This window comes from Flagellimonas sp. ABD4_174 (assembly GCF_056160185.1).
The window spans coordinates 897,125-919,585 of the sequence record NZ_JBSWWP010000001.1 but is presented as its reverse complement, the minus strand read 5'-3'; the positions used below and the strand labels follow the sequence as shown (position 1 = coordinate 919,585).

At 42.5% G+C, this 22,461-nt stretch carries 18 protein-coding genes; 10 read left to right on the top strand and 8 right to left on the bottom strand.

Annotation, left to right across the window (positions count from 1 at the left end; translation table 11 throughout):
• Nucleotides 1-75 precede the first annotated feature (75 nt).
• From porK to topA, 3 genes are all read right to left on the bottom strand, one after another.
• Entirely contained in the window at nt 76-1,455 is a 1,380-nt protein-coding gene (porK, locus tag ACXAFK_RS04015; RefSeq protein ID WP_224836384.1) for a T9SS ring complex lipoprotein PorK/GldK, read from the bottom strand.
• 122 nt (nt 1,456-1,577) lie between these two features.
• On the bottom strand, nt 1,578-2,735 hold the full coding sequence (locus ACXAFK_RS04010; RefSeq protein WP_224836383.1) for a formimidoylglutamase: 1,158 nt from the start codon (nt 2,733-2,735) through the stop codon (nt 1,578-1,580).
• 1 nt (nt 2,736) lies between these two features.
• Entirely contained in the window at nt 2,737-5,223 is a 2,487-nt protein-coding gene (gene topA / locus ACXAFK_RS04005; RefSeq protein ID WP_474956888.1) for a type I DNA topoisomerase, read from the bottom strand.
• A gap of 188 nt (nt 5,224-5,411) precedes the next feature.
• On the opposite strand from topA, the gene ACXAFK_RS04000 reads away from it, so the two are divergent.
• A complete protein-coding gene (locus ACXAFK_RS04000) occupies nt 5,412-8,549 on the top strand; it encodes a WD40/YVTN/BNR-like repeat-containing protein (RefSeq protein WP_474956887.1) in 3,138 nt (1,045 codons plus the stop codon).
• 55 nt (nt 8,550-8,604) lie between these two features.
• Here ACXAFK_RS04000 and ACXAFK_RS03995 read toward each other — a convergent pair whose 3' ends face one another.
• On the bottom strand, nt 8,605-9,333 hold the full coding sequence (locus ACXAFK_RS03995; RefSeq protein ID WP_474956886.1) for a hypothetical protein: 729 nt from the start codon (nt 9,331-9,333) through the stop codon (nt 8,605-8,607).
• A gap of 148 nt (nt 9,334-9,481) precedes the next feature.
• On the opposite strand from ACXAFK_RS03995, the gene miaB reads away from it, so the two are divergent.
• From miaB to groL, 7 genes are all read left to right on the top strand, one after another.
• On the top strand, nt 9,482-10,927 hold the full coding sequence (gene miaB, locus ACXAFK_RS03990) for a tRNA (N6-isopentenyl adenosine(37)-C2)-methylthiotransferase MiaB (RefSeq protein WP_474958149.1): 1,446 nt from the start codon (nt 9,482-9,484) through the stop codon (nt 10,925-10,927).
• Nucleotides 10,928-10,929: 2 nt separating this feature from the next.
• Complete coding sequence (locus ACXAFK_RS03985; protein WP_224836379.1) at nt 10,930-12,213, top strand: sigma-54 interaction domain-containing protein; 1,284 nt, start codon at nt 10,930-10,932, stop codon at nt 12,211-12,213.
• A gap of 27 nt (nt 12,214-12,240) precedes the next feature.
• Nucleotides 12,241-12,759, top strand: coding sequence for an LptE family protein (locus ACXAFK_RS03980; RefSeq protein ID WP_474956885.1), 519 nt, complete (start codon nt 12,241-12,243; stop codon nt 12,757-12,759).
• Between the two features lie 6 nt (nt 12,760-12,765).
• Nucleotides 12,766-13,659: a hypothetical protein gene (locus tag ACXAFK_RS03975; protein WP_474956884.1), complete on the top strand. Its 894-nt coding sequence runs from the start codon at nt 12,766-12,768 to the stop codon at nt 13,657-13,659.
• Nucleotides 13,656-14,015, top strand: a complete 360-nt coding sequence (gene secG, locus ACXAFK_RS03970; protein ID WP_224836376.1) for a preprotein translocase subunit SecG — start codon at nt 13,656-13,658, stop codon at nt 14,013-14,015. The genes ACXAFK_RS03975 and secG overlap by 4 nt, the downstream gene beginning before the upstream one ends.
• Before the next feature lie 143 nt (nt 14,016-14,158).
• A complete protein-coding gene (locus ACXAFK_RS03965) occupies nt 14,159-14,437 on the top strand; it encodes a co-chaperone GroES (protein WP_119640084.1) in 279 nt (92 codons plus the stop codon).
• 22 nt (nt 14,438-14,459) lie between these two features.
• A complete protein-coding gene (groL, locus tag ACXAFK_RS03960; RefSeq protein ID WP_224836374.1) occupies nt 14,460-16,094 on the top strand; it encodes a chaperonin GroEL in 1,635 nt (544 codons plus the stop codon).
• A 269-nt stretch (nt 16,095-16,363) separates the two neighbouring features.
• On the opposite strand, the gene ACXAFK_RS03955 is transcribed toward groL, so the two are convergent.
• The 4 genes from ACXAFK_RS03955 to ACXAFK_RS03940 form a co-directional block, all read right to left on the bottom strand.
• Nucleotides 16,364-17,077, bottom strand: a complete 714-nt coding sequence (locus tag ACXAFK_RS03955) for a heavy-metal-associated domain-containing protein (RefSeq protein ID WP_474956883.1) — start codon at nt 17,075-17,077, stop codon at nt 16,364-16,366.
• On the bottom strand, nt 17,077-17,448 hold the full coding sequence (locus ACXAFK_RS03950) for a heavy-metal-associated domain-containing protein (protein ID WP_338196822.1): 372 nt from the start codon (nt 17,446-17,448) through the stop codon (nt 17,077-17,079). Before ACXAFK_RS03950 ends, ACXAFK_RS03955 begins: the two co-directional genes overlap by 1 nt.
• Before the next feature lie 18 nt (nt 17,449-17,466).
• The gene (locus tag ACXAFK_RS03945; RefSeq protein ID WP_474956882.1) at nt 17,467-19,701 is read right to left on the bottom strand and encodes a TonB-dependent receptor; all 2,235 of its coding nucleotides are present in this window, start codon (nt 19,699-19,701) and stop codon (nt 17,467-17,469) included.
• A 92-nt stretch (nt 19,702-19,793) separates the two neighbouring features.
• Entirely contained in the window at nt 19,794-20,204 is a 411-nt protein-coding gene (locus ACXAFK_RS03940) for an HYC_CC_PP family protein (protein WP_474956881.1), read from the bottom strand.
• Nucleotides 20,205-20,334: 130 nt separating this feature from the next.
• Between ACXAFK_RS03940 and ACXAFK_RS03935 the strand changes: the two genes are divergently transcribed.
• Both ACXAFK_RS03935 and purH read left to right on the top strand, forming a co-directional pair.
• Nucleotides 20,335-20,787: a GAF domain-containing protein gene (locus tag ACXAFK_RS03935; RefSeq protein WP_224836369.1), complete on the top strand. Its 453-nt coding sequence runs from the start codon at nt 20,335-20,337 to the stop codon at nt 20,785-20,787.
• A gap of 89 nt (nt 20,788-20,876) precedes the next feature.
• Nucleotides 20,877-22,409, top strand: coding sequence for a bifunctional phosphoribosylaminoimidazolecarboxamide formyltransferase/IMP cyclohydrolase (gene purH, locus ACXAFK_RS03930; protein ID WP_252080662.1), 1,533 nt, complete (start codon nt 20,877-20,879; stop codon nt 22,407-22,409).
• Nucleotides 22,410-22,461 lie beyond the last annotated feature (52 nt).

Below are 22,461 nucleotides of genomic sequence, written 5' to 3'. Positions count from 1 at the left end.
TTAAGTTATATAAATAAGTATTTGGTTACTACTTTTACTTGTTATTTATATAATGTTCCCCTAGTTGAATTTTAATTAGTCAGGTAATCCTTGACCTCTTGTGGAGTCTTCCTCTCCCATATAATCCTGAACCGTTCTAAAGCCAATGTAGCTTCTTGCCGAATCCTGGTATTCGTAATCCCTTGTACTTACTTGTAGGAAGTAGGCAACATCCTTCCAAGACCCGCCACGGATTACCTTTCTTTGATTGTCCTGTGAACCAATGTTCGGGTTCATTGTGGACAGATATTCGTAGGCCCCTGGATCAAAGCTGGAATTGGTCCACTCTGAAACATTACCTGCCATATTGTAAAGGTTGTAGTCGTTTGGCTCAAAAGATTTTGCTTCTACGGTATACAGGGCAGCATCTGCCGCATAATCCCCTCGCTGTGGTTTAAAATTGGCCATAAAACAACCTGTATCGCTTATTACGTAAGGTCCTCCCCAAGGATATGTTCCCCCTTCGATACCTCCTCTTGCAGCATATTCCCATTCGGCCTCTGTTGGCAATCTAAATTGGTTTACAAACTGCTTTCCACGACTTTTTTGATCGTCGTTCTTGAATTTGGTCCTCCAGTTACAGAAAGCCTTGGCCTGCATCCAGTTTACCCCTACCACAGGATAGTCGCTGTAGGCATCGTGCCAAAAGTAATCGTTGTGCATTGGCTCGTTGTAGCTGTATTCAAAATCTCGGATCCAAACGGTGGTATCCGGATAAATTTCCAATTCTTCTTGTTTTATGAAGTCTTTTCTGCTGCCCGTTCTAGCTCTGGCAGCAGCTTCGATGTCCATCCAGCTGTATTTGTACTTGATTTTGGTAACATCAATACTCCTTAAACCATTGTAGCTTTCCTCTTCGGGAAGGTACATGGAATCCATTACTTCGGAGTAATACTCGTCGGGGTACTCGGAGGTATCCCAAACAAGGTCTACATCTTTGTTCAATGCACGGCCTTCGTAACCGGTGGCTCCCAGTCCCGCATAATTGTCGAGCATATATTTATCGTATGCCGAAAGTTCCGTGGTATCGGTATCTTTAAAAGCGTACTCTCCAATACCTTCATCTTCTGGACCAATGCCCAACTCATCGGCCAAAATGGCCAATTTGGTCCGTACAATGGAATCTTTGACCCACTCCACGAACTGACGGTACTCACTATTAGTGATTTCCGTATCGTCCATGTAAAAGGAACGTACGGTTACCGTTCTTGTGGGAGCGTTCAATACTTTTGCCTGATCCTCTTCGGCTTTACCCATTACAAAGGCGCCTCTGGGAATCAGTTCCATTCCATAGGGTTTTTCTGGATGCCATTTTTTTCCCCTTACCCCAACTAGTTCACCTTTTGACTTTGATTTAGAGCCACAACTGGTAAGCAAAAAAACAAGTGCTATAGATGACAAGAATAGCTTTCTCATACTTTAGGTTAAATTGTTCGATTCAAGATTTATAACTGTTATACACAGGTTCATTATTCTCAAAACTGATTTTTGAATAAATTATTGTGTTAAAAACAATTAATGGTCAAAAATTAATTTATTTAGTTCAAGCCTTTTCTGTAAGCTTTGAACCACCTTTCGGGAATGTTTTGGTTGCAAGCATCCAAATAGTCCTCTTCGGTGCATGGTAATAACGCCACCGAATTTGTTTTAGTATGTTCCGCTAAAATTGTTGGTACTTCTACCCACCACCTTTCTGTAATGTGGCTTTTGTAAAAGATAAGTTCTTCCGTATCTGTAGGTACGGTGAATTTTGTGAAGTCTTCGTTCTTGGAACTGGGATATTCCTTTATTCTATAGCTCAGTCCTTCTATAAAATACCAAATGATTTGGGCGATCATCTGAAATGCCTGATGAGAGTTTTCGCCTTCGTAGATACCGAAAAGCGATACTTTGTCACTTATACCCGCATAACGGGCAATGGCACAAATCTCCCTACCGGTAAAGCCATTGGGGGAAAAATTACGGGCCATTCCCATTTCGCTTGCCCGTATCGCCCTTAGATCCAAGCTTACAATATCGCTACTGCGCAACACTGGTTCGGCCAATTCTATGTTTGAAGCGATCTCGCCCAAGCGATAGGCATCAAAAAACAAACGCTCCATCAGGTCTTTCTCTTCTTGGGCATTGAAATAACTTTGATACCCAATATTTGAAAAATTAAAAAGATTATTTGGTTTGTCCGTAATGATCTTGCTCATGTAGGAATGGGATGAAATCAACTCATCATCCTCCCCGAAGTCGAATCTACTATCAATGGAGACCAAGTTTACCATATTCTTGATCTTGTCGAAAGCACGGTAGGTCGGAAAGGTTATATCTTGGGTAAGCCCCAGTACAATTGGAATAATGTTCTCTTCCAATAGGCCCGCTACAATTTCCTTTACTACAAAGTATGTATCTTCTACCGTATTACCTTCTTCCACATCGCCAATATCGATTATGGTGGAATTCCAGTTGCCCATCATTAAACGGTAAAGCTGGATCCGCACCTCGTCGAGATCAAGTTTCTCGGGTTTTTTTTCGAATGCGTTTCTGGATTCCAATACACCAAATATGGCAACATCGGCATGTGCAAATACCGGAAGTCCATCCTGTTCGGTGTGTACGTGAATGTTTTTGCCCAATGCTTGTTCTGGCAGCAATTCGGAATGTGCCAATACTTTGTCCTTGACCGGAACCAGAAAATCGAAGGCCATATTATTTCTTAGCTTTTGCTTTTGTCTTGGCTTTTTTCTTTGGTGATTTCTTTTCCAATAGCGCCTGTGCTTCTTCCAATGTTATTTTGGTTGCGTCCACATCTTTGGTGAGCTCCACTTTTACCCTACCTTTTATAATATTGTGTCTTCCCCAACGCGCTTTTTCTATCCTGATTTTTTCCTCGGGCCATTCTTGAACGAGTTTTTCTGCCTCCTTTTTCTTTTTGGCCTCTATCAATTCGGCAATATCGCCATCGGAAAGATTGTCGAAATCGTATTTCTTGTTCACATTGATGAACATACCGTCCCATTTTATAAAAGGACCGAACCTACCTTTACCTTTGGTAACATCTTTTCCTTCGTAGGCGGCAATTGGGGCATCGGCTCTCTGTTTTGCCTGGATCAGTTCAATGGCCCTATCCATATCTACATCGAAAGCACTTTCGCCTTTGTCCAAAGAGATGAACTTTTTCCCGAACCTTACATATGGACCGTAGCGCCCTACATTGGCCTCAACTTCTTCACCCTCGTAAACGCCAAGTTTACGTGGAAGTTCGAAAAGCGTCATCGCCTCTTCAAAAGTAATGGTTCCAATGGACTGATCGGGCAGCAAACTGGCAAACTCCGGCTTTTCCTCGTCGTCCACGGTACCAATCTGGACCATGGGACCAAAACGACCCAAACGAACGGATACTTGCCTACCCGATTTTGGATCGGTGCCCAACACACGCTCGCCACTGGCACGTTCGGCGTTTTCTTCCACCTCCAATACATTGGGATGGAAATCCTTATAGAAATTTTTCATCATTTCCTGCCAATCCTCATCACCCGATGCGATTTCATCAAAATCCTCTTCGACCTGTGCTGTAAAATTATAATCCAAAATTTGGGTGAAATGCGTAACCAAAAAGTCGTTTACGATCATCCCTATATCGGTCGGCACTATTTTTCCTTTCTCGGAACCAACCATTTCACTGAGTTGGCTATCGGACACTTTTCCATTTTCCAGAACCAACTGTACATATTTGCGTTCCGATCCTTCAACGGTTCCTTTTTCCACATACCCCCTATTTTGAATGGTCGATATGGTTGGGGCATAGGTAGATGGACGGCCGATTCCCAATTCTTCCAATTTCTTCACCAAAGAAGCTTCGGAATAGCGGTAAGGCGGACGCGAAAATCTTTCAGTTGCGGAAATGTAGACATTTTGTAATGCCTCGCCCACAACCATGGCAGGCAACATTCCTTCTTGCTCTTCCCCATCTTCATCGTCGGTTCCCTCCAGGTAAACTTTTAGAAAACCATCGAACTTAACCACCTCGCCGTTCGCGGAGAATTCTTCGTTATGGGTACTTGCCTGTATTTTTACATTGGTACGTTCCAATTGGGCATCGCTCATTTGAGAAGCCAAGGTACGTTTCCAAATCAACTCGTATAGTTTGGCCTGATCGCGCTCTAATTGCGGCGACTGTAATTTCATATCGGTTGGCCGAATGGCTTCGTGGGCCTCCTGTGCACCTTTGGTCTTGCCCGTAAAATTTCTGGTCTGACTATACTTTTCGCCATAATTGTCCAGAATTGCCTCTTTTGCCGCGGCAATGGCTTCGTTGGACAGATTTACGCTGTCCGTTCTCATGTAGGTAATAAGACCTGCTTCGTACAAACGTTGTGCTACCTGCATGGTTCGGCTTACCGAAAAATATAACTTCCGTGATGCCTCCTGCTGCAATGTGGATGTGGTAAATGGTGCGGCAGGTGATTTTTTAGCAGGCTTTTTGGCCAGATCGGAAACCGAAAAGTCAGCCCCTATGTTTTCTTTTAAAAAACTCTCAGCTTCGGTCTTTGTTGGAAAGGTTTTATTTAACTTGGCAGCAAAAGTACTCCCTCCATCTGTCTTAAATTCAGCCTTTATCCTGAACGATGCTTCTGGTCTGAATGCCTCTATCTCACGTTCACGCTCTACAATCAACCGAACAGCCACGGACTGTACCCTACCTGCAGATAGTCCTGGTTTTATTTTTTTCCAAAGTACCGGGGAAAGCTCATACCCCACCAGTCGATCCAACACTCTTCTGGCCTGTTGTGCATTCACCAAATTGTAGTTGATGTCCCTTGGGTTTTCTATTGCCTTTTGAATGGCCGATTTGGTAATCGAATTAAACACAATCCGTTTGGTCTTGTCTTTGTCCAAACCAAGCTCCTCTGCCAAATGCCAAGATATAGCCTCTCCTTCGCGGTCCTCATCACTGGCCAGCCATATGGTCTCCGCTTTTTTTGCCAAATCCTTAAGCTTTTTCACCAAGGCCTTCTTCTCCTTGTCCACGGTATATTTTGGCTTAAAATCGTTTTCAACATCAACACCAAGTTCCTTGGATGGAAGATCTGCGATATGACCAAAACTTGACTCTACTTGGAAATCTTTTCCCAAAAACCGTTCAATGGTCTTTGCCTTTGCGGGGGACTCTACAATAACTAAATTCTTTGGCATGCACTGGGTTTTGTGACAACAAAAGTATATTAAAATTTAAACATCGGCATTTACCGGTATCGATTTCATCATAAATTCAAATAAAATCATCGAGAAAACAACCCTATTGATATTAATGTATATGTGATGGCAAATGGAGGTAAAATAATTGTTATTTTTAGAAGGACTAACTCAATAATCCTATTCTGATGACCAACCGCATTCTTTTTTTGGTACTGACTGTACTCTTTTTTTATCCCTCGCAAGCGCAACGCAAAAAAAACAAAAATAACACGCCCCAATTCAATGAGTCCCTTTATAGTGGCATGGAATGGAGGATGCTGGGACCCCACCGAGGTGGACGTGCCGGTACGGTCGCAGGTGTAATCGACGACCCCAATCTTTATTATATGGGCACTGCCGGTGGCGGTGTATGGAGAACCACCGATGCGGGAAACTCGTGGGAGTGCATTTCCGACGGTTATTTTGGAGGCTCCATTGGCGCAGTAGCGGTAGCGGAATCCGACCCTAATATTATTTATGTAGGCGAAGGAGAACAGACCCTTAGAGGAAATGTTTCCTCGGGACACGGGCTTTGGAAAAGTATGGATGCCGGGGAGACTTGGGAATTCATTGGACTGAAAGACTCTGAGCACATTGCTCGTATTCGCATCCACCCCAAAAACCCGGACATTGTGTATGTGGCGGCCATTGGAAATCTTTGGAAACCAAACGAGACACGAGGTGTTTTTCGTTCCACCAATGGAGGCAAAAACTGGGAAAAGATTTTATACATCAGCGATAAAGCTGGTGCGGGCGACCTGATCATGGATCCTAACAACAGTAGAATTCTGTATGCTGCCACATGGGAAATGAAACGAAACGGTTACCGTATGGACAGTGGTGGCCCAGATAGCAGAATGTTCAAAAGTACAGATGGTGGTGATACTTGGAAAGATATTTCTGAAAACTCAGGGTTACCAGGATTTCCTTGGGGAATAGTTGGCATTGCGGTTTCCCCAATTGATTCTGACAGAGTTTTTGCCATTATAGAAGCGGAAGATGGAGGTGTCTATCGTTCTGATGATGCTGGAACCACATGGAAAAAAGTAAACGAAAACAGAGGACTCCGACAACGTGCCTGGTACTACAGTAGGATTTATGCCGATACCCAAAACATTGACAAGGTTTGGGTGATGAATGTGAGTTACGGCGTTTCCACAGACGGTGGAAATACATTTACCCTAAAAAATGCGCCCCATGGGGATCATCACGATCTTTGGATAGACCCGAACAATAATCAAAGAATGATCATTGCCGATGACGGGGGAGCCCAAATCTCCAATGATGGCGGAAATAATTGGACTACTTATTATAACCAGCCCACAATGCAGTTTTATCGAATTGCTACGGACAGTATTTTTCCATACAGAATATACGGGGCACAACAGGACAATACCGCATTACGAATTTACCATCGCTCCGCTGGTTCGGCAATCACCCAAGCAGATTGGGAACCTACCGCAGGCGGCGAAAGTGCGCATTTAGCCCCGGACCCCAAGAACAACCAGTTGGTATACGGGGGAACTTACAAGGGATATATGAATCGTCTGGACCATACTACCGGACAAACGATTTCCACCAACATATGGCCAGACAACCCTGCTGGTTCCGGGGCCGAGGTAATGAAGTACCGTTTCAACTGGAACTACCCATTGACTTTTAGCCGACACGACCCTAATGTACTTTATGCTGGCTCCAACTATTTGCATGCCACTACGGATGGAGGTCAATCCTGGAAAACCATTTCTCCAGAATTGGCCAGAGGAATTCCCGAGACCATCGAATCATCCGGAGGACCCATTACACAGGATAATACAGGCGCAGAATTTTACTCCAATGTTTTTGTGATTACGGAATCAATCCTGGAAAAAGATGTTATTTGGACCGGTAGCGACGACGGATTGATCCACGTAACCCGCGACAATGGAACAACCTGGGAAAACGTTACCCCACCGGCATCCATGTCCCCAAAATTGAATATGATCAACTGCATAGATGCTAGCCCTTTCAAGCCCGGAACCGTATATGTTGCCGCCACTTCCTACAAGTTTGGCGATTACACTCCTTATTTATATAAAACCGATGATTATGGCAAAACATGGACATTGATCACCAATGGCATCAAGGAGAATTATTATACGCGGGCCATACGTTCCGATAAGGTCCGCGAAGGTTTATTGTACGCCGGCACGGAGTGGGGCATGTATGTTTCGTTCAACGATGGGAAAAACTGGGTACCGTTCCAACTTAATTTGCCCGTTACCTCCATTAGGGACCTTCATGTAAGGGACAACGACCTGATTGCCGCAACCCACGGAAGAAGTTTTTGGATGATAGATGACTTAACACCGCTTCAACAGTTATCCGAAGACGTGGCAAACAGTGACTTTTACCTCTACAAACCGGATATGGCATATAGAATGCATCAGAATCGTGCTTGGAGAAAGCCCGACACTAAATTGGTAGGGGAAAATCATCCTGATGGTGCCATCATCAACTTTTACCTTAAAACATTAAAAGAAACCGATACCGTTACCATGGAGATTTTGGAATCCAACGGCAATGTTGTCCAAAGCTTCTCCAACTATGCCAAGCCGGACAAATTGGACCCGACATCGACTCAAAAATTAGATGTTTCCGAGGGAGGCAATCGTTTTATTTGGAATATGAGATATCCCGGTTTTCAAGAATTTAAGGGAATGGTCTTTTATTCTTCCCCGAACATAGGCCCCAAAGCGGTACCTGGCACTTATAGGGCCAAACTTACTGTGAATGGAAAATCCATGGAGCAACCGTTCAACATTGTAAAAGACCCAAGGATAGCATTGAGCCAAGCTGATTTTCAAGATCAATTTGATTTTGTAATGAAAGTGCGGGATCAAGTTTCCCGTGCCAACAAGGCCATTATCAATATCCGAAGTATTAAAAAGGACTTGGCCTACTTAAAGGAAAAAACCAAGAACGATAAAGAATTGCAAAAGATGGCCAAAGATTTTGAAACCGAGCTTTCAGTGATAGAAAACAATATCCACATGACCAAAAACCAAAGTAGACAAGACCCATTGAATTATGGCATCCGAATTAATAATAGGTTGGCCTTTTTAATGGTAGATTCTCAACGGGGAGACCAAAAACCGACCCAACAGGCCCAAGAGTTTTTTGTGGAAGTCTCCAAGGAACTCGACCAAGAGATCAATGCTCTGAACGCTTTGGTGCAAAAACAAGCTACGCTGATCAATCAAAAAGTGGATCAAAATCAAATAAAAATGATCTCTACCCCATAAACGAATAAATCTTTTTTAAAAAAACGCCCTTAATTAAGGGCGTTTTTTACATAATTTATGCATCCATAGAAATACCTACGGTGTCCTTGTAAACAAAATAAATAGGGATTTTACCGAACATAGCTGTAAAAAACACACCTACAAAACATAGCACAACACCCAGTTGGGCAATCAATCCAGAGACAAGTACCAATAAAAAAATCATTAGCCAATTTTTGTTTCCAAGAGCAAATCCGGATTTTACTATTTCCAGTGCAGAAAGCTCTTTGTCAAAAGCAAAAAAAGCCGGAAACAAGGATATGGGCACTATTAAATAAAAAATACCCAACCCACAGGTAAGCACACCTAAAAGGGATAAACCCAACATAAACAGGGAAAGCAATAAAGCCTTGACCAGATATTCCTTCTTAAAATAATAAAAATAGTCGTCCTTGCCTGTTTCGTTTAAATCGTACTTTCTACAAATTCTTAAAAAAGCAGCGTTCAAGCAGATGCCAACCATCATCACACCAAGAATAAATATTGGCATAAACAATACCATGAACCCCGCAAAAGCAGGAGGCATTTCTTGCTGCTCCAATGAGCTCGGGTCACTTATGCCCATAACGATCATCGGCAAATATATCAAGAGATAAAACGGGAGTATGCTCACAAAGGTTATGATCAGTACAATAAATCCTTGCAACCATACCTTTTTGAAGAGCTCAACGGAATTGTTCAAAACACTCCCAAAGTCCACGGCTGCACTCTGCTTAATTCTTTCCGTAAGATGGATATAGTTCATAGGTAAACAAGTTGGTTTCTTGGTTTGAAGGTAACACTAACAGAGAATATCTCAATATATTATTAAAAAACACTGCCAAATTGTCACTAAAATGTAATAAGCACTATCTTTGCAACTTGTTGAAACATTTATGACAGAGGAAAAGAGCGTGGAAAAAATAATAGACGAAAGCCAACAAGGAAGCACCTTGTCGCTGGAAAACAACAACAATAACGGACGAAAGCTGTACATAGAGAGCTATGGCTGCCAGATGAATTTTTCCGATAGCGAAATCGTAGCATCCATTTTGGCCAAAGAGGGATTCAATACCACCCAAAACCTGAACGATGCCGATTTGGTTTTGGTAAACACCTGCTCCATTCGCGAAAAAGCAGAGCAGACCGTTCGTAAACGCTTGGAAAAGTTTAATGCGGTAAAACGAACCAAACCCAATATGAAGGTAGGTGTTCTTGGATGTATGGCGGAACGACTGAAAAGCAAATTTTTGGAAGAAGAAAAAATTGTGGATATGGTCGTTGGGCCGGATGCCTACAAAGACTTGCCCAACCTTATCCAAGAAATAGACGAAGGCAGAAATGCCGTAAACGTAATCCTTTCCAAAGATGAGACTTATGGCGATGTTGCCCCCGTCCGATTAAACTCCAACGGGGTTTCCGCCTTTGTTTCCATAACCCGTGGTTGCGACAACATGTGTACTTTTTGCGTAGTACCCTTTACGCGTGGTAGAGAGCGCAGCCGTGACCCACAATCCATTTTGGAAGAAGTGAACGATCTTTGGGAGAAAGGTTTCAAGGAAATTACGCTATTAGGTCAAAACGTAGATAGCTATCTCTGGTATGGTGGAGGACTAAAAAAAGATTTTGATAAAGCGACCGACATGCAAAAGGCCACTTCGGTAAATTTTGCCGGTCTGCTGGAGCTTGTTGCCCAAGCACAACCAAAAATGCGTATTCGCTTCTCCACATCGAACCCACAGGATATGACCCTGGATGTAATCGAGACCATGGCCAAATACGAGAACATCTGCAAGTATATCCACCTACCGGTTCAAAGCGGGAGCAATCGAATTTTAAAGGCGATGAACCGTTTACATACCCGTGAGGAGTATTTTGAATTGATAGATAATATCAAAAAAATTATTCCGGACTGCGCCATTAGCCAAGATATGATCACGGGATTCCCCACCGAGACGGAAGAAGACCATAAGGATACCCTTAGCTTAATGGAATACGTAAAATACGATTTTGGATTTATGTTCGCCTACTCCGAGCGCCCGGGAACACTCGCCGAACGTAAAATGGAGGACGATATTCCAGAAGACATCAAAAAAAGACGTCTTACCGAAATAATTGAACTCCAACAAACACATAGCCACTATCGAACCCAGCAACATTTGGGTAAAATCGAGGAAGTCCTTATCGAAGGGACCTCCAAGAAATCAGATACCCATTGGATGGGCAGAAACTCGCAAAACACTGTTGTAGTTTTCCCAAAGGAACATTACAAAGTCGGTGATTTTGTGAACGTAAAAATCAATGAATGCACCTCTGCCACCCTAATCGGCGAGGCTATTGCATATTCTAAGAACAATTAACCATGGAGAGTGTTCAATCCATAAAACAAAGGTTCGAGCTTATTGGCAACGACGTTAAGCTCAATAGAGCCATCGAAAAGGCCATACAAGTTGCCCCGACCGACATTTCGGTTCTAGTAACTGGCGAAAGTGGTGTTGGTAAAGAATCCATACCTAAAATAATCCATTCGCTCTCGCACCGCAAACATGCCAAATACATCGCGGTAAACTGCGGTGCAATTCCAGAGGGCACCATAGACAGCGAACTCTTCGGACACGAAAAAGGGGCTTTTACAGGAGCTACACAAACACGCAGCGGTTATTTTGAAGTGGCCGATGGCGGTACCATATTTTTGGACGAGGTTGGAGAACTACCTTTGACCACCCAAGTAAGACTGCTTCGGGTGTTGGAAAATGGGGAATTTCTTAAAGTTGGGTCATCGCAAGTTCAAAAAACAAACGTTAGGATCGTAGCGGCAACCAACATCAACATGTTCGAAGCCATAGAAAAAGAAAAATTCCGTGAAGATCTTTACTACAGATTGAGCACTGTTGAAATTAATTTGCCCCCACTTCGAGAGAGACGCGAGGACATCCATTTATTGTTCCGAAAATTTGCTTCGGACTTTGGCCAGAAATACAAAATGCCAACGATTCGTTTAGAGGAAGATGCCATTCAACTCTTATTAAAATATCGATGGCCGGGCAACATCCGTCAATTACGGAACATTGCGGAACAAATATCCGTCCTGGAGGAAGAACGCAACATTTCTGCAGTAACACTGAACAGTTATTTGCCCAATGCAAGCGGTTCCAACTTACCTGCGGTAGTTGAACAATCCAAAAAAGAAGGTGATTTTAGCAACGAACGCGAGATTTTGTACAAAGTGCTTTTTGATATGAAAGGCGACCTAAACGATCTTAAAAAATTGACCTTGGAACTATTAAAGGACAACGACTCCAATAAAGTTCAACGGGAGAACGAAGGGCTAATCCGAAAAATCTACGGCAATCAAGATGAGGAAGATATTGAACACGAAGAAAGCCTATCCACAGAATTATTGCATCTTCCGGAGCCGGTGGTAGATTCGACCGCCCCTACCCCAATACAGCAACAAGCACAGGAGGACAGGTACCATTTTGCAGAGGAAATTGAAGAAGAAGAAACCCTATCTTTACAGGAAAAAGAAATCGAATTGATAAAAAAATCACTGGAGCGCAATAAAGGAAAACGAAAAGCGGCAGCCTCCGAACTGGGTATTTCCGAAAGAACGCTCTACCGAAAAATAAAGCAGTACGATCTTTAAATTACAAATGAGCAATTCATGAAATTGATGCAAAAAAACGGAATTAAGTTTGCCATGCTGGGACTGGCATTTTTCTTGCAGAGTTGTGGTGCCTATAACTTTTCTGGAGCCGATATAGGTACCGCGCAAAGTTTCCAGGTCAACTTTTTCCAAAACTATGCCGACCAAACACCTGGCTCGGTGATCGTACCCGGACTGGGCAGGGATTTTACTTTGGCACTACAGGATATGATCAACGATCTTACCAGTCTATCACTTACCGGCAGCAATGGTGATCTAATGTACGAAGGCGAAATCGTGGAATACAAGGTCGTTCCCATGACAGCGACAGCTGACCAGCTAACAGCTCAAAACCGATTGACCATGAGCGTTAATGTCCGGTTTTACAATACCACCAAAGAAGATTCAGATTTTGAAAGACGGTTTTCCTTCTTTTACGATTTTGATGCCGCAGCCTCGCTGACCTCGGTACAGGCCGCAGCACACGAAGAAATTTTTGAACGACTAACCCAAGATATTTTTAATGCATCTTTGGGAAATTGGTAACACTTTATGAACGTTTCAGATTTTATACAAATTCTTCAAAATTCGAATACCATCCTGTCCCCAAAACAAACCAGGGAACTGGAGGATATTATTGAGGAATACCCCTATTTCCAAGCAGCACGGGCTTTGCACTTAAAAGGGCTTAAAAATCTGGACAGCTACAAATATAACAGTGCATTAAAAGTAACGGCCGCCTATACTGCGGACAGGGACGTACTTTTTGATTATATAACCTCCAAAGAGTTTATCCAGAACAATATTGCCAATGCCATTGCCGGGCGCGGTTCCAAACTCGAAGACCAGGAAGCCGTCTCCGAAGAGATTGAGCCCAATCCGGATACGGTTAGCATGCTGACCGAATCCAATGAACCAGCACTTCCACAGAATATAAACGATGCCGAACAGATCCTGAACCCAGAACTCTTTAAATCGGTTGCGCCGCAAAAAGAGAAAAAAGAGGGCACCGAACCAGAAAAAGACACCGGTACCGATTTGCAATTGGGCAAACCCCTAACTTTTACCAAAAAAGAGAAACACTCCTTTACCGAGTGGCTCCAATTAACGTCGAATTCAGAGGAAACCGAAGAAGTCCAAGCTGATGTTATGGAGGAACTGGAGCGTAAGAAAAAATTTGAGCTGTTGGACAAGTTTATAGAAAACAATCCAAAAATTGTCCCCAAGGAAACCAACCCAAAAGTCAACATAAAAGAGTCTACAAGAATTGATAAAAATGAATTGATGACAGAGACTTTGGCCAAGGTTTATTTGGAGCAGAAAAAGTACAAAAAGGCCATTCAAGCTTTTAAAATATTGAGTTTGAAATATCCAGAAAAAAGTGGTTTCTTTGCAGACCAAATTCAGGCGGTGAAGAAGCTGCAGAAAGAAAAAGATAAGAAATGAGCACGTTTACAATTTTTTTGGTACTGATTATTATCGTGTGCCTTTTGTTGGTCTTGGTCATTATGGTCCAGAATCCTAAAGGTGGAGGTTTGTCCTCTTCTTTTGGCGGAAGTGGCAACCAAGTTGTTGGTGGTGTAAAAAAGACAGGCGACTTCTTGGACAAGAGTACTTGGACGTTGGCCACTTTGTTGATCGTTTTAATATTGCTTTCCAATGTTTCCTTAAAAGGAAGTTATAGTCAAGCAGATTCCAAACTACTTCAAGGGGACGATACCGAAATTCCCGAGACCATTCCAGAAGAAGTACCGGAACAAGTACCAGCAACTACTCCGAGTCCAACGGACACTATCGGATAGTATAAGTGACAAAGCATAAAAAATGCCAGCTTGAAATGACAAGCTGGCATTTTTGTTTTACAGAATGTCAGTTTTTTTCCATTGGCACAATTTCTGTCTTTTAGATACCAGAATTTTTAAAACAAACATCTAAAATTTTAAATATGGCTAAAGTAAATATCAAACCATTGGCAGACAGGGTTTTGATCGAGCCTCTACAGGCCGAGACAAAAACTGCCTCCGGTATCATTATCCCGGACAACGCAAAGGAAAAACCACAAAAGGGAACCGTTGTGGCAGTTGGCCCCGGGACCAAGGACGAAAAAGTTACCGTTAAGGTAGGCGATACCGTTCTTTATGGAAAATATGCCGGTACCGAACTCAAGCTCGATGGCACCGACTATTTGATGATGCGCGAAAGCGATATTTTGGCAATTGTTTAATTAAAAAATCAACTAGAAAGAAATGGCAAAAGATATTAAGTTTGATATTGAAGCACGTGACGGACTTAAACGTGGCGTTGATAAATTGGCCGAGGCCGTAAAAGTGACCTTGGGGCCAAAAGGTAGAAACGTTATCATCAGTAAATCTTTTGGTGCGCCCCAAGTAACCAAAGATGGTGTTTCCGTTGCGAAAGAAATCGAATTGGAAGACGCCCTTGAAGACATGGGTGCACAAATGGTTAAGGAAGTTGCTTCCAAAACCAACGATCAAGCAGGTGACGGTACCACTACTGCAACCGTTTTGGCCCAAGCTATCGTAAAAGAAGGGCTAAAAAACGTTGCTGCAGGTGCCAACCCAATGGATTTGAAAAGAGGTATCGACAAAGCTGTTGAAGCCTTGGTGGCCGACCTAGAAAAACAAACCAAAGAAGTAGGCAACAACTCCGACAAGATCAAGCAAGTAGCTTCGATCTCTGCCAATAACGATGATACCATTGGTGATTTGATCGCCAAAGCATTCGGCAAAGTAGGCAAAGAAGGTGTGATCACCGTAGAGGAGGCCAAAGGTACCGACACCTACGTGGACGTAGTGGAAGGTATGCAGTTCGATAGAGGATACCTATCGCCATACTTTGTTACCGATACCGATAAAATGATCGCTGATCTGGAGAATCCTTACATCCTCCTTTTTGACAAGAAAATCTCCAACTTACAGGAAATTCTTCCCATTCTTGAACCCGTAGCACAATCCGGAAGACCACTCTTGATCATCGCCGAAGATGTTGAGGGCCAAGCCCTAGCCACTTTGGTAGTGAACAAATTGAGAGGTGGACTTAAAATTGCCGCTGTAAAGGCTCCCGGATTTGGAGACAGAAGAAAGGCCATGTTGGAAGATATTGCCATCTTGACCGGTGGTACGGTTATCTCAGAAGAAAGAGGTTTCTCTTTGGAAAATGCCTCGTTGGACATGTTGGGTACTGCCGAGACCGTAACCATTGACAAAGACAATACGACCATTGTAAACGGAAACGGAAACGCAGAAGACATAAAAGCTAGAGTTGGACAGATCAAAGCCCAAATCGAGACCACTACGTCTGATTACGACAAAGAAAAACTGCAAGAACGTTTGGCCAAATTGGCCGGTGGTGTTGCCGTACTATACGTTGGTGCCGCTTCCGAAGTGGAAATGAAAGAGAAAAAAGACCGTGTGGACGATGCTCTACATGCCACACGTGCCGCCGTCGAGGAAGGAATTGTTGCCGGTGGTGGTGTTGCCCTGGTAAGAGCCAAAAAAGTGCTCGAAAAACTGGCAACCGATTCTTTGGACGAAACCACTGGTGTACAAATTGTAGCAAAAGCTATCGAAGCCCCACTACGTACCATTGTAGAGAACGCAGGTGGTGAAGGATCTGTGGTTATCTCCAAAGTATTGGAAGGCAAAAAAGATTACGGTTATGATGCCAAATCCGATCAATACGTGGATATGCTCAAAGCAGGAATCATCGACCCTAAAAAAGTAACCCGTATTGCCTTGGAGAACGCTGCATCTGTGGCCGGAATGATCTTGACCACCGAGTGTGCATTGACCGATATTAAGGAAGATGCCCCTGCAATGCCTCCAATGGGAGGTGGTGGCGGTATGCCCGGCATGATGTAAGATCATTAAACATCCCAATATAATAGTAACGCCCCGATTTACATCGGGGCGTTTTTTTCTTGTTCAGATAAATAGCTCTCCGTGAGAGCCTAAACCAAGTTACTTCTTTTTACCAGTAGCTTGGGCAGTCTTCTTAGCAGCAGGCTTTATTGCTTTTGCTGGAGCTGACTTTCCATTTGACTTTGCTTGTTTCATCAGTCAATAAATTAAAAACCGAAGTAAATGTATTTCAGTTTTGAATCCGCCGATCTTATTTGGCTAAACATTAACTAAAATTGAAGCAACATACTTACTGCCATCACCAACATTATAGCGTTTTCTATGAAAGTTGCCTCGGTCATGGGCAGGTTCAACGCGGTTCCCAAACACGCACAGCGGATACTTTTTTTATCCAACAAAGATTTGGTTACCCCATAGGTAGTGATTCCCAAAATTAGAATGGTCAAAATCAAAGCAAGTGGTATTTGAACTCTCATTAAAAAAAGTAATCCGAGTGCCAATTCCAAAAACGGATACATTTTTCCATAAAAAGGCACAGCCTTGGCCAATGGATCGTACATTCTAAAACTTTCCGGAAAACCTTTAAGATCCAAAAACTTAAAAAAACTGAATACAATATAAAACAAGCCCATAAAATCGAGCATGGCGTTATTGAAACTCCAATTCTGGTAATTCAACAAAATGGCCGCTGCGAACAAATAGGCAAAAATCAAAAACAAGGGTCTTAATTGTTCCCATTTGGACTTTTCCATTGGTGCATCCTTTGTTGTATGATTTTCCTCTTTGTCACCAATGGCATACTTATCGGAAAGGGCAGCTTCAAGTTTTTGCATTGAAACATGCCGGGACATGGTAATGGTTGCTTCCGCCTTCTCCAGGTCCACCTGCACATCCTGCACATCTTCCACTTTAGAAAGTTGTTCTTGTACGGAAGATGCACAGCCAATACAGGTCATTCCCTTTATGGAATATGTATGCTGCATTAGCGATGGTGTTTTTTGTGGGTTGAACTGTCGTCCGTATTATCTTCTCTGTATTTACAACAAGGATGTACCGCATCATAAGCTTCTTGAGTCGCTTTTAATTCTTTTGTATCATGACCCACGGCAGCAATGGCGGACTTTATTTTCATACTATTGGTTTTTCTTTCGTCCATTACCAACGACAATTGGTGGGAGGCCACATCCCAAGTTGCATATTTTACTCCGGATACGTCCAAAGCAGCCTTTTCGATGCGCATTTTGCACATTTCGCACTTTCCATCGACCTCGAATGTCATTTTCTTGTTTTTGTCCTGAGCAAATCCCACAACGGAGATGAGCATAATTACGAATACTGTGATTTCTTTTTTCATGGTATAATGTGTTACGAATTAAATTTTAAATCTAAAGCCCGTATAGAGCATTCGCCCAAAAATAGGGGCATAAACTATAGTGGTATCAAAATAATTGCCAAAAGGGTCATCTGCTCCCAAAACGGCATTGTACTGTCTAAAATTAGTTAAATTCTCACCTCCAACATATATTTCGAACTTGTCTGAGAACACTTTGGTAATCTGCGCATTCATCAAACTATAACCATCGGCAAACTCTCCCAATCTATACTCCATTGGATTGGCCGCTGTACTTGGCAAACGTTGTTCCCCCAATAAATTAAAGGTATAATCGAACCGCCATTGTGAACCATTTTCCTTAGGCTGGGTATTGTACCCCACATTTGTAAAGAAACGATGCCTTGCCTGTAATGGTTTTTGCTGCAATCCTGTTTGGTACTCCGTTTTTACATCGTAGAACTTATACGCCGTTCGCACTTCCACATTGGGCAGCACCCTGTGGTTCAGCTCCACTTGCAAGCTGTTTGCGTAGCTATCACCATCTAGATTGGTAAATGTTACTTCCCTCGGATTCTCCCAATCCACCACAATTTGATTGTCGAAATCGGTTCTGTAAAAATCAACGCTGAAATCCCCAGGCCTATCGAACAATTTAAACTTTTGAATAAAGCTCAAACCATAATTAACCGCTTTTTCGGCATCAAAACCATAAATATCACCACCATTTCCATTTAACTGTATGGTTCTGGAAGAAGCGAACATTCTCTGGTTCTCGGCAAAAATATTGGCAGCACGCCTACCAATACCAAAGGAACCTCGAAAACTTCCATTTTCCCAAGGCGTGTAGCGCACATGAAGCCTAGGCGTGAAAAAATTTCCAAGTCTATTGTGCGTATCAAATCTCGCTCCTGCAGTAAGACTCAACTTGGCCAAATTGGTGTAACTATATTCAAAAAATGCCCCGGCAGAACGATCGGATCGCGCAAATACATTTCCATTCACCAATTCATCGTAACCATCATAAGCAAAAGAAACCCCTGTTTTAAATTTATGCTTTGTATTTCCTATGATGGAGTTGAACATTAGGTTGGAATAGATGCTTTCATGATCAATATCGTAGGTATTGAAACCATAATAAGAGTCTTGTGCATGATGACTATAGGACGCTTGGAAACCAAAACTCTGGAACGGCATTTCCGGAAACACATAGCCAAGTTTCACAGAACCATCAAAACGCTCTGTATCAATCTCGCTTCCCCATGCATTTGTGGTAAATTTATCCGTATCTGGATCAAACCCCGTTTGCCCTATCTGCTTTTCATCACTCAAATATCGGACATTGATAAAACTAACCCATCCCTTTTCCAAATTTTGATACTGCCAGCGGTTCATAATATTGATTTGATTGGATAAGGGATTGTCCAAAAAGCCATCATCGTTGTTATCTACCTTGGAATCCCTGCGATTGCCATGAATGTACAATCCTGTACTCCATTTATCCGACAAGGTGGTGTTCAAATGTGTGTTCAGCTCCAACCTACCATTTAAATTAGCGTAACCATTCACAAAAATGGGAACATCGGTGAGTGGTTTTTGGAGCTCTGTATTGATTTGTCCCGAAATACTTTCATACCCGTTGACCACACTTCCGGCCCCTTTGGTTATTTGGATACTTTCCACCCAGGTTCCTGGTGTAAACGTAAGGCCAAAGGATTGGGATGCACCGCGCACCATAGGAATATTCTCCTGTGTGATCAACAAATAAGGGCTGGTTAGCCCCAACATTTGAATCTGCTTGGTACCTGTTAGCGCATCGTTGAAGTTGACATCGATAGCTGGATTTGTTTCGAAACTTTCCGAAAGATTACAGCAAGCCGCCTTTAAGAGTTCCGCGCTATTTACGGTAACCACATTTTGTGCGGAAAAGAAGGTTTTCTGCACGGCCTCCTTCTTTTGCTCTACCACGACTTCGTCCAGTGCATTCGAAGGCTTTAACCAGTGATGTATGCTTTTTGGACCGTTAACGGTCAAAGTGTCCGACTGAAAGCCCACAAAACTGATAACAAGCTTATTGTACTCTTTGGAATAAGGAATGGAAAAAGTACCATCCTCCAGGGTCATAGTCCCAATGGGAGAGCCCAGCCAGTATACATTGGCACCTGGGAGACCCAGATGTTTGTTTTCGGGATTGGCTTCCATTACCATACCCTGAACAGTGTCTTGGGCCTTAGCCATAAATGGAAGACAACATAAAATAATCAAATATTTTTTCATTAATTGGATTTAATTGAATTAGAACTAATTAAGCAACACATGTTGCGCCCGAATCAAAATTGAGACGGGTTAACGGTAATAATTCAAAAAAATCAAATTAAAAAGACCTGATCAAGAACATGGATATCCCTGATCAAAATGGGTGGCGGGTATTTTTCGTTGGGAACAGGAAGTTTCTCCAACGGAACAAAAAGGTCGATGTAAGACTGCGTAAATGCCACCAAAAATACCTGATGGTCCAAGTCAAGGTCGCTCCACGTCAATTTTAGATGATCTTGACCTTCTATGGTAAAGGATTCGTCCTCACAACATGGGTTTTGGTAATCTTCTGAACCTAAAGTGGCAATGGCAGATTCCATACCACAGTCCTCCGCATGGGCAAAAAAGGAGATGTCCATAACACGGCCCATACAAAGGTGCTTGTCCACCGTCCACGAGACTGTAGAAGCAAGAACCAAAACGGCCATGACCAAAGATATTATTTGTGAAAAAACCTTTTTCATCAATCAACAAAAATACAAATTCTAATTTTTACTTGGTTGTATTAACAAAAGTTTATCCCTTTTATAGAAGTAAGTTTATATTCCATTAACGGACCAATACACAATTGAATACATTTGCAAAAAAAATATCATGCTAACATCATTGGAGCCAAAAGTGCTTGAAATTATCCAAAACGGAGACAAAACCGTAGATAACCGACTAGAGGAGATATGCGAACTTTTACGGAGTAATGTGGACCATTACGATTGGGTAGGGTTTTATTTTAAGAATGGCGACAAGAGAGAACTAAAACTTGGGCCTTATGCCGGTGCTCCCACAGACCACACTACGATTCCATTTGGAAAAGGTATTTGCGGACAAGTGGCAGAAAGTAACAAAAACTTTGTTGTACCCGATGTAGCCGCCCAGGACAACTACATTGCATGTAGCATAACCGTAAAATCGGAAATAGTTGTTCCTTTGTTTGTAAACGGGGAAAATGTAGGTCAGATCGATATTGACTCCAACACATTGGATCCATTTACTGCAGAGGACGAACACTTTTTGGAATTCATCAACGCCGAAGTGGCCAAAATTCTGTAAAACTTCCCAATTTTGTTGATAAACCATACTGTTTTTTAAGGCTAAATCGAGTACTTTTGCTTGCTTAAAAATCGATTTTTAAGACACTCATGAGCACCGCAAAAAAAGCCACCTCTGCATTGATTTCCGTATTCCATAAGGACGGATTGGAACCTATTGTAAAAAAATTGGATGAATTGGGAGTAACCCTATATTCTACCGGAGGAACCGAAAAGTTTATCCGTGATCTCGGTATCGATGTGGTACCCGTTGAAGATGTTACCAGTTACCCCTCAATTTTGGGAGGTCGCGTAAAAACATTGCACCCAAAGGTATTCGGTGGTATTTTGAACAGACAGGACAACGACAGTGATGTTTCACAAATGAAGGAATTTGACATTCCACAATTGGACATTGTAATCGTAGACCTTTATCCTTTTGAAAAAACCGTTGCCAGTGGAGCATCGGAACAGGACATCATCGAAAAAATCGATATAGGCGGGATTTCCTTGATCAGGGCCGCCGCCAAAAACTTTAAAGATGTACTTTGTGTATCTTCCATGGAAGATTACGAAGACTTTTTACATGTAATCACCGAAGGCAAGGGAAATACCACTTTGGAAGACCGTAAACGCTTTGCGACCAAAGCTTTTAATGTTTCTTCGCATTACGATTCTGCTATCTTCAATTACTTCAACCAAGAAAAAGAAGAAACCGTACTGAAGATTAGCGAGACCAAAGGTCAGGTTTTGCGCTACGGCGAGAATCCCCACCAAAAAGGATATTTCTTTGGCGACTTTGACGCCATGTTCACCAAGTTGCACGGCAAGGAACTATCCTACAATAACCTTTTGGACGTGGATGCCGCGGTAAATTTAATGGGTGAATTTAAAAATGATGACCCCACTTTTGCCATTCTAAAGCACAACAATGCATGTGGTTTGGCCACAAGAAACACCATTAAACAGGCCTATGTGGATGCCTTGGCCGGCGACCCGGTTTCAGCTTTTGGCGGAATTTTAATCTCCAATGTGGAGATAGACTCAGCAACGGCAGAAGAAATCCACAAGCTATTCTGCGAAGTGGTTATTGCCCCAAGCTATTCCAATGAGGCCTTGGAGATTTTGAAAGGCAAGAAAAACAGGATTATTTTGATCCAAAACGAAATTGAATTGCCTGAAACTTTGGTAAGAACCTGTTTGAACGGCGTTTTGGTCCAGGATAAAGATTCCAAAACCGATACTAAAGAAGATTTAAATCCTGTTACCGACAAAAAACCCACTTCCGAAGAAATAGAGGATTTGATCTTTGCTTCCAAATTATGCAAACACACCAAGAGCAATACCATAGTTTTGGCCAAGAACAGGCAATTATGTGCCAGCGGTACGGGCCAAACCTCAAGAGTGGATGCTCTGAACCAAGCGATACACAAAGCAAAGTCCTTTGATTTTGATCTAGATGGTGCCGTAATGGCCAGCGATGCATTTTTTCCTTTCCCGGACTGTGTAGAGATTGCGGACAAAGCAGGCATTAAAAGTGTGATTCAACCTGGCGGCTCCATAAAGGATCAATTGAGCATTGATTACTGCAATGAAAACGGATTGGCGATGGTGATGACTGGTACTAGGCATTTTAAACATTAATTTTAGTACTTTAGCCGATAATTTTTTACCGTTAATCCGAAAAACAGACAAT

What these genes read in the sequence shown, in the direction of transcription:
- ACXAFK_RS03995 (WP_474956886.1), bottom strand. Translation starts at nt 9,333, where the DNA reads ATGAACTATATCCATCTTACGGAAAGAATTAAGCAGAGTGCAGCCGTG.
- secG (WP_224836376.1), top strand. Translation starts at nt 13,656, where the DNA reads ATGAGCACGTTTACAATTTTTTTGGTACTGATTATTATCGTGTGCCTT.
- ACXAFK_RS03940 (WP_474956881.1), bottom strand. Translation starts at nt 20,204, where the DNA reads ATGAAAAAGGTTTTTTCACAAATAATATCTTTGGTCATGGCCGTTTTG.
- ACXAFK_RS03975 (WP_474956884.1), top strand. Translation starts at nt 12,766, where the DNA reads ATGAACGTTTCAGATTTTATACAAATTCTTCAAAATTCGAATACCATC.
- ACXAFK_RS04010 (WP_224836383.1), bottom strand. Translation starts at nt 2,735, where the DNA reads ATGGCCTTCGATTTTCTGGTTCCGGTCAAGGACAAAGTATTGGCACAT.
- ACXAFK_RS03945 (WP_474956882.1), bottom strand. Translation starts at nt 19,701, where the DNA reads ATGAAAAAATATTTGATTATTTTATGTTGTCTTCCATTTATGGCTAAG.
- purH (WP_252080662.1), top strand. Translation starts at nt 20,877, where the DNA reads ATGAGCACCGCAAAAAAAGCCACCTCTGCATTGATTTCCGTATTCCAT.
- ACXAFK_RS03985 (WP_224836379.1), top strand. Translation starts at nt 10,930, where the DNA reads ATGGAGAGTGTTCAATCCATAAAACAAAGGTTCGAGCTTATTGGCAAC.
- topA (WP_474956888.1), bottom strand. Translation starts at nt 5,223, where the DNA reads ATGCCAAAGAATTTAGTTATTGTAGAGTCCCCCGCAAAGGCAAAGACC.
- ACXAFK_RS03950 (WP_338196822.1), bottom strand. Translation starts at nt 17,448, where the DNA reads ATGAAAAAAGAAATCACAGTATTCGTAATTATGCTCATCTCCGTTGTG.
- ACXAFK_RS03965 (WP_119640084.1), top strand. Translation starts at nt 14,159, where the DNA reads ATGGCTAAAGTAAATATCAAACCATTGGCAGACAGGGTTTTGATCGAG.
- ACXAFK_RS03980 (WP_474956885.1), top strand. Translation starts at nt 12,241, where the DNA reads ATGCAAAAAAACGGAATTAAGTTTGCCATGCTGGGACTGGCATTTTTC.
- ACXAFK_RS04000 (WP_474956887.1), top strand. Translation starts at nt 5,412, where the DNA reads ATGACCAACCGCATTCTTTTTTTGGTACTGACTGTACTCTTTTTTTAT.
- ACXAFK_RS03935 (WP_224836369.1), top strand. Translation starts at nt 20,335, where the DNA reads ATGCTAACATCATTGGAGCCAAAAGTGCTTGAAATTATCCAAAACGGA.
- porK (WP_224836384.1), bottom strand. Translation starts at nt 1,455, where the DNA reads ATGAGAAAGCTATTCTTGTCATCTATAGCACTTGTTTTTTTGCTTACC.
- ACXAFK_RS03955 (WP_474956883.1), bottom strand. Translation starts at nt 17,077, where the DNA reads ATGCAGCATACATATTCCATAAAGGGAATGACCTGTATTGGCTGTGCA.
- groL (WP_224836374.1), top strand. Translation starts at nt 14,460, where the DNA reads ATGGCAAAAGATATTAAGTTTGATATTGAAGCACGTGACGGACTTAAA.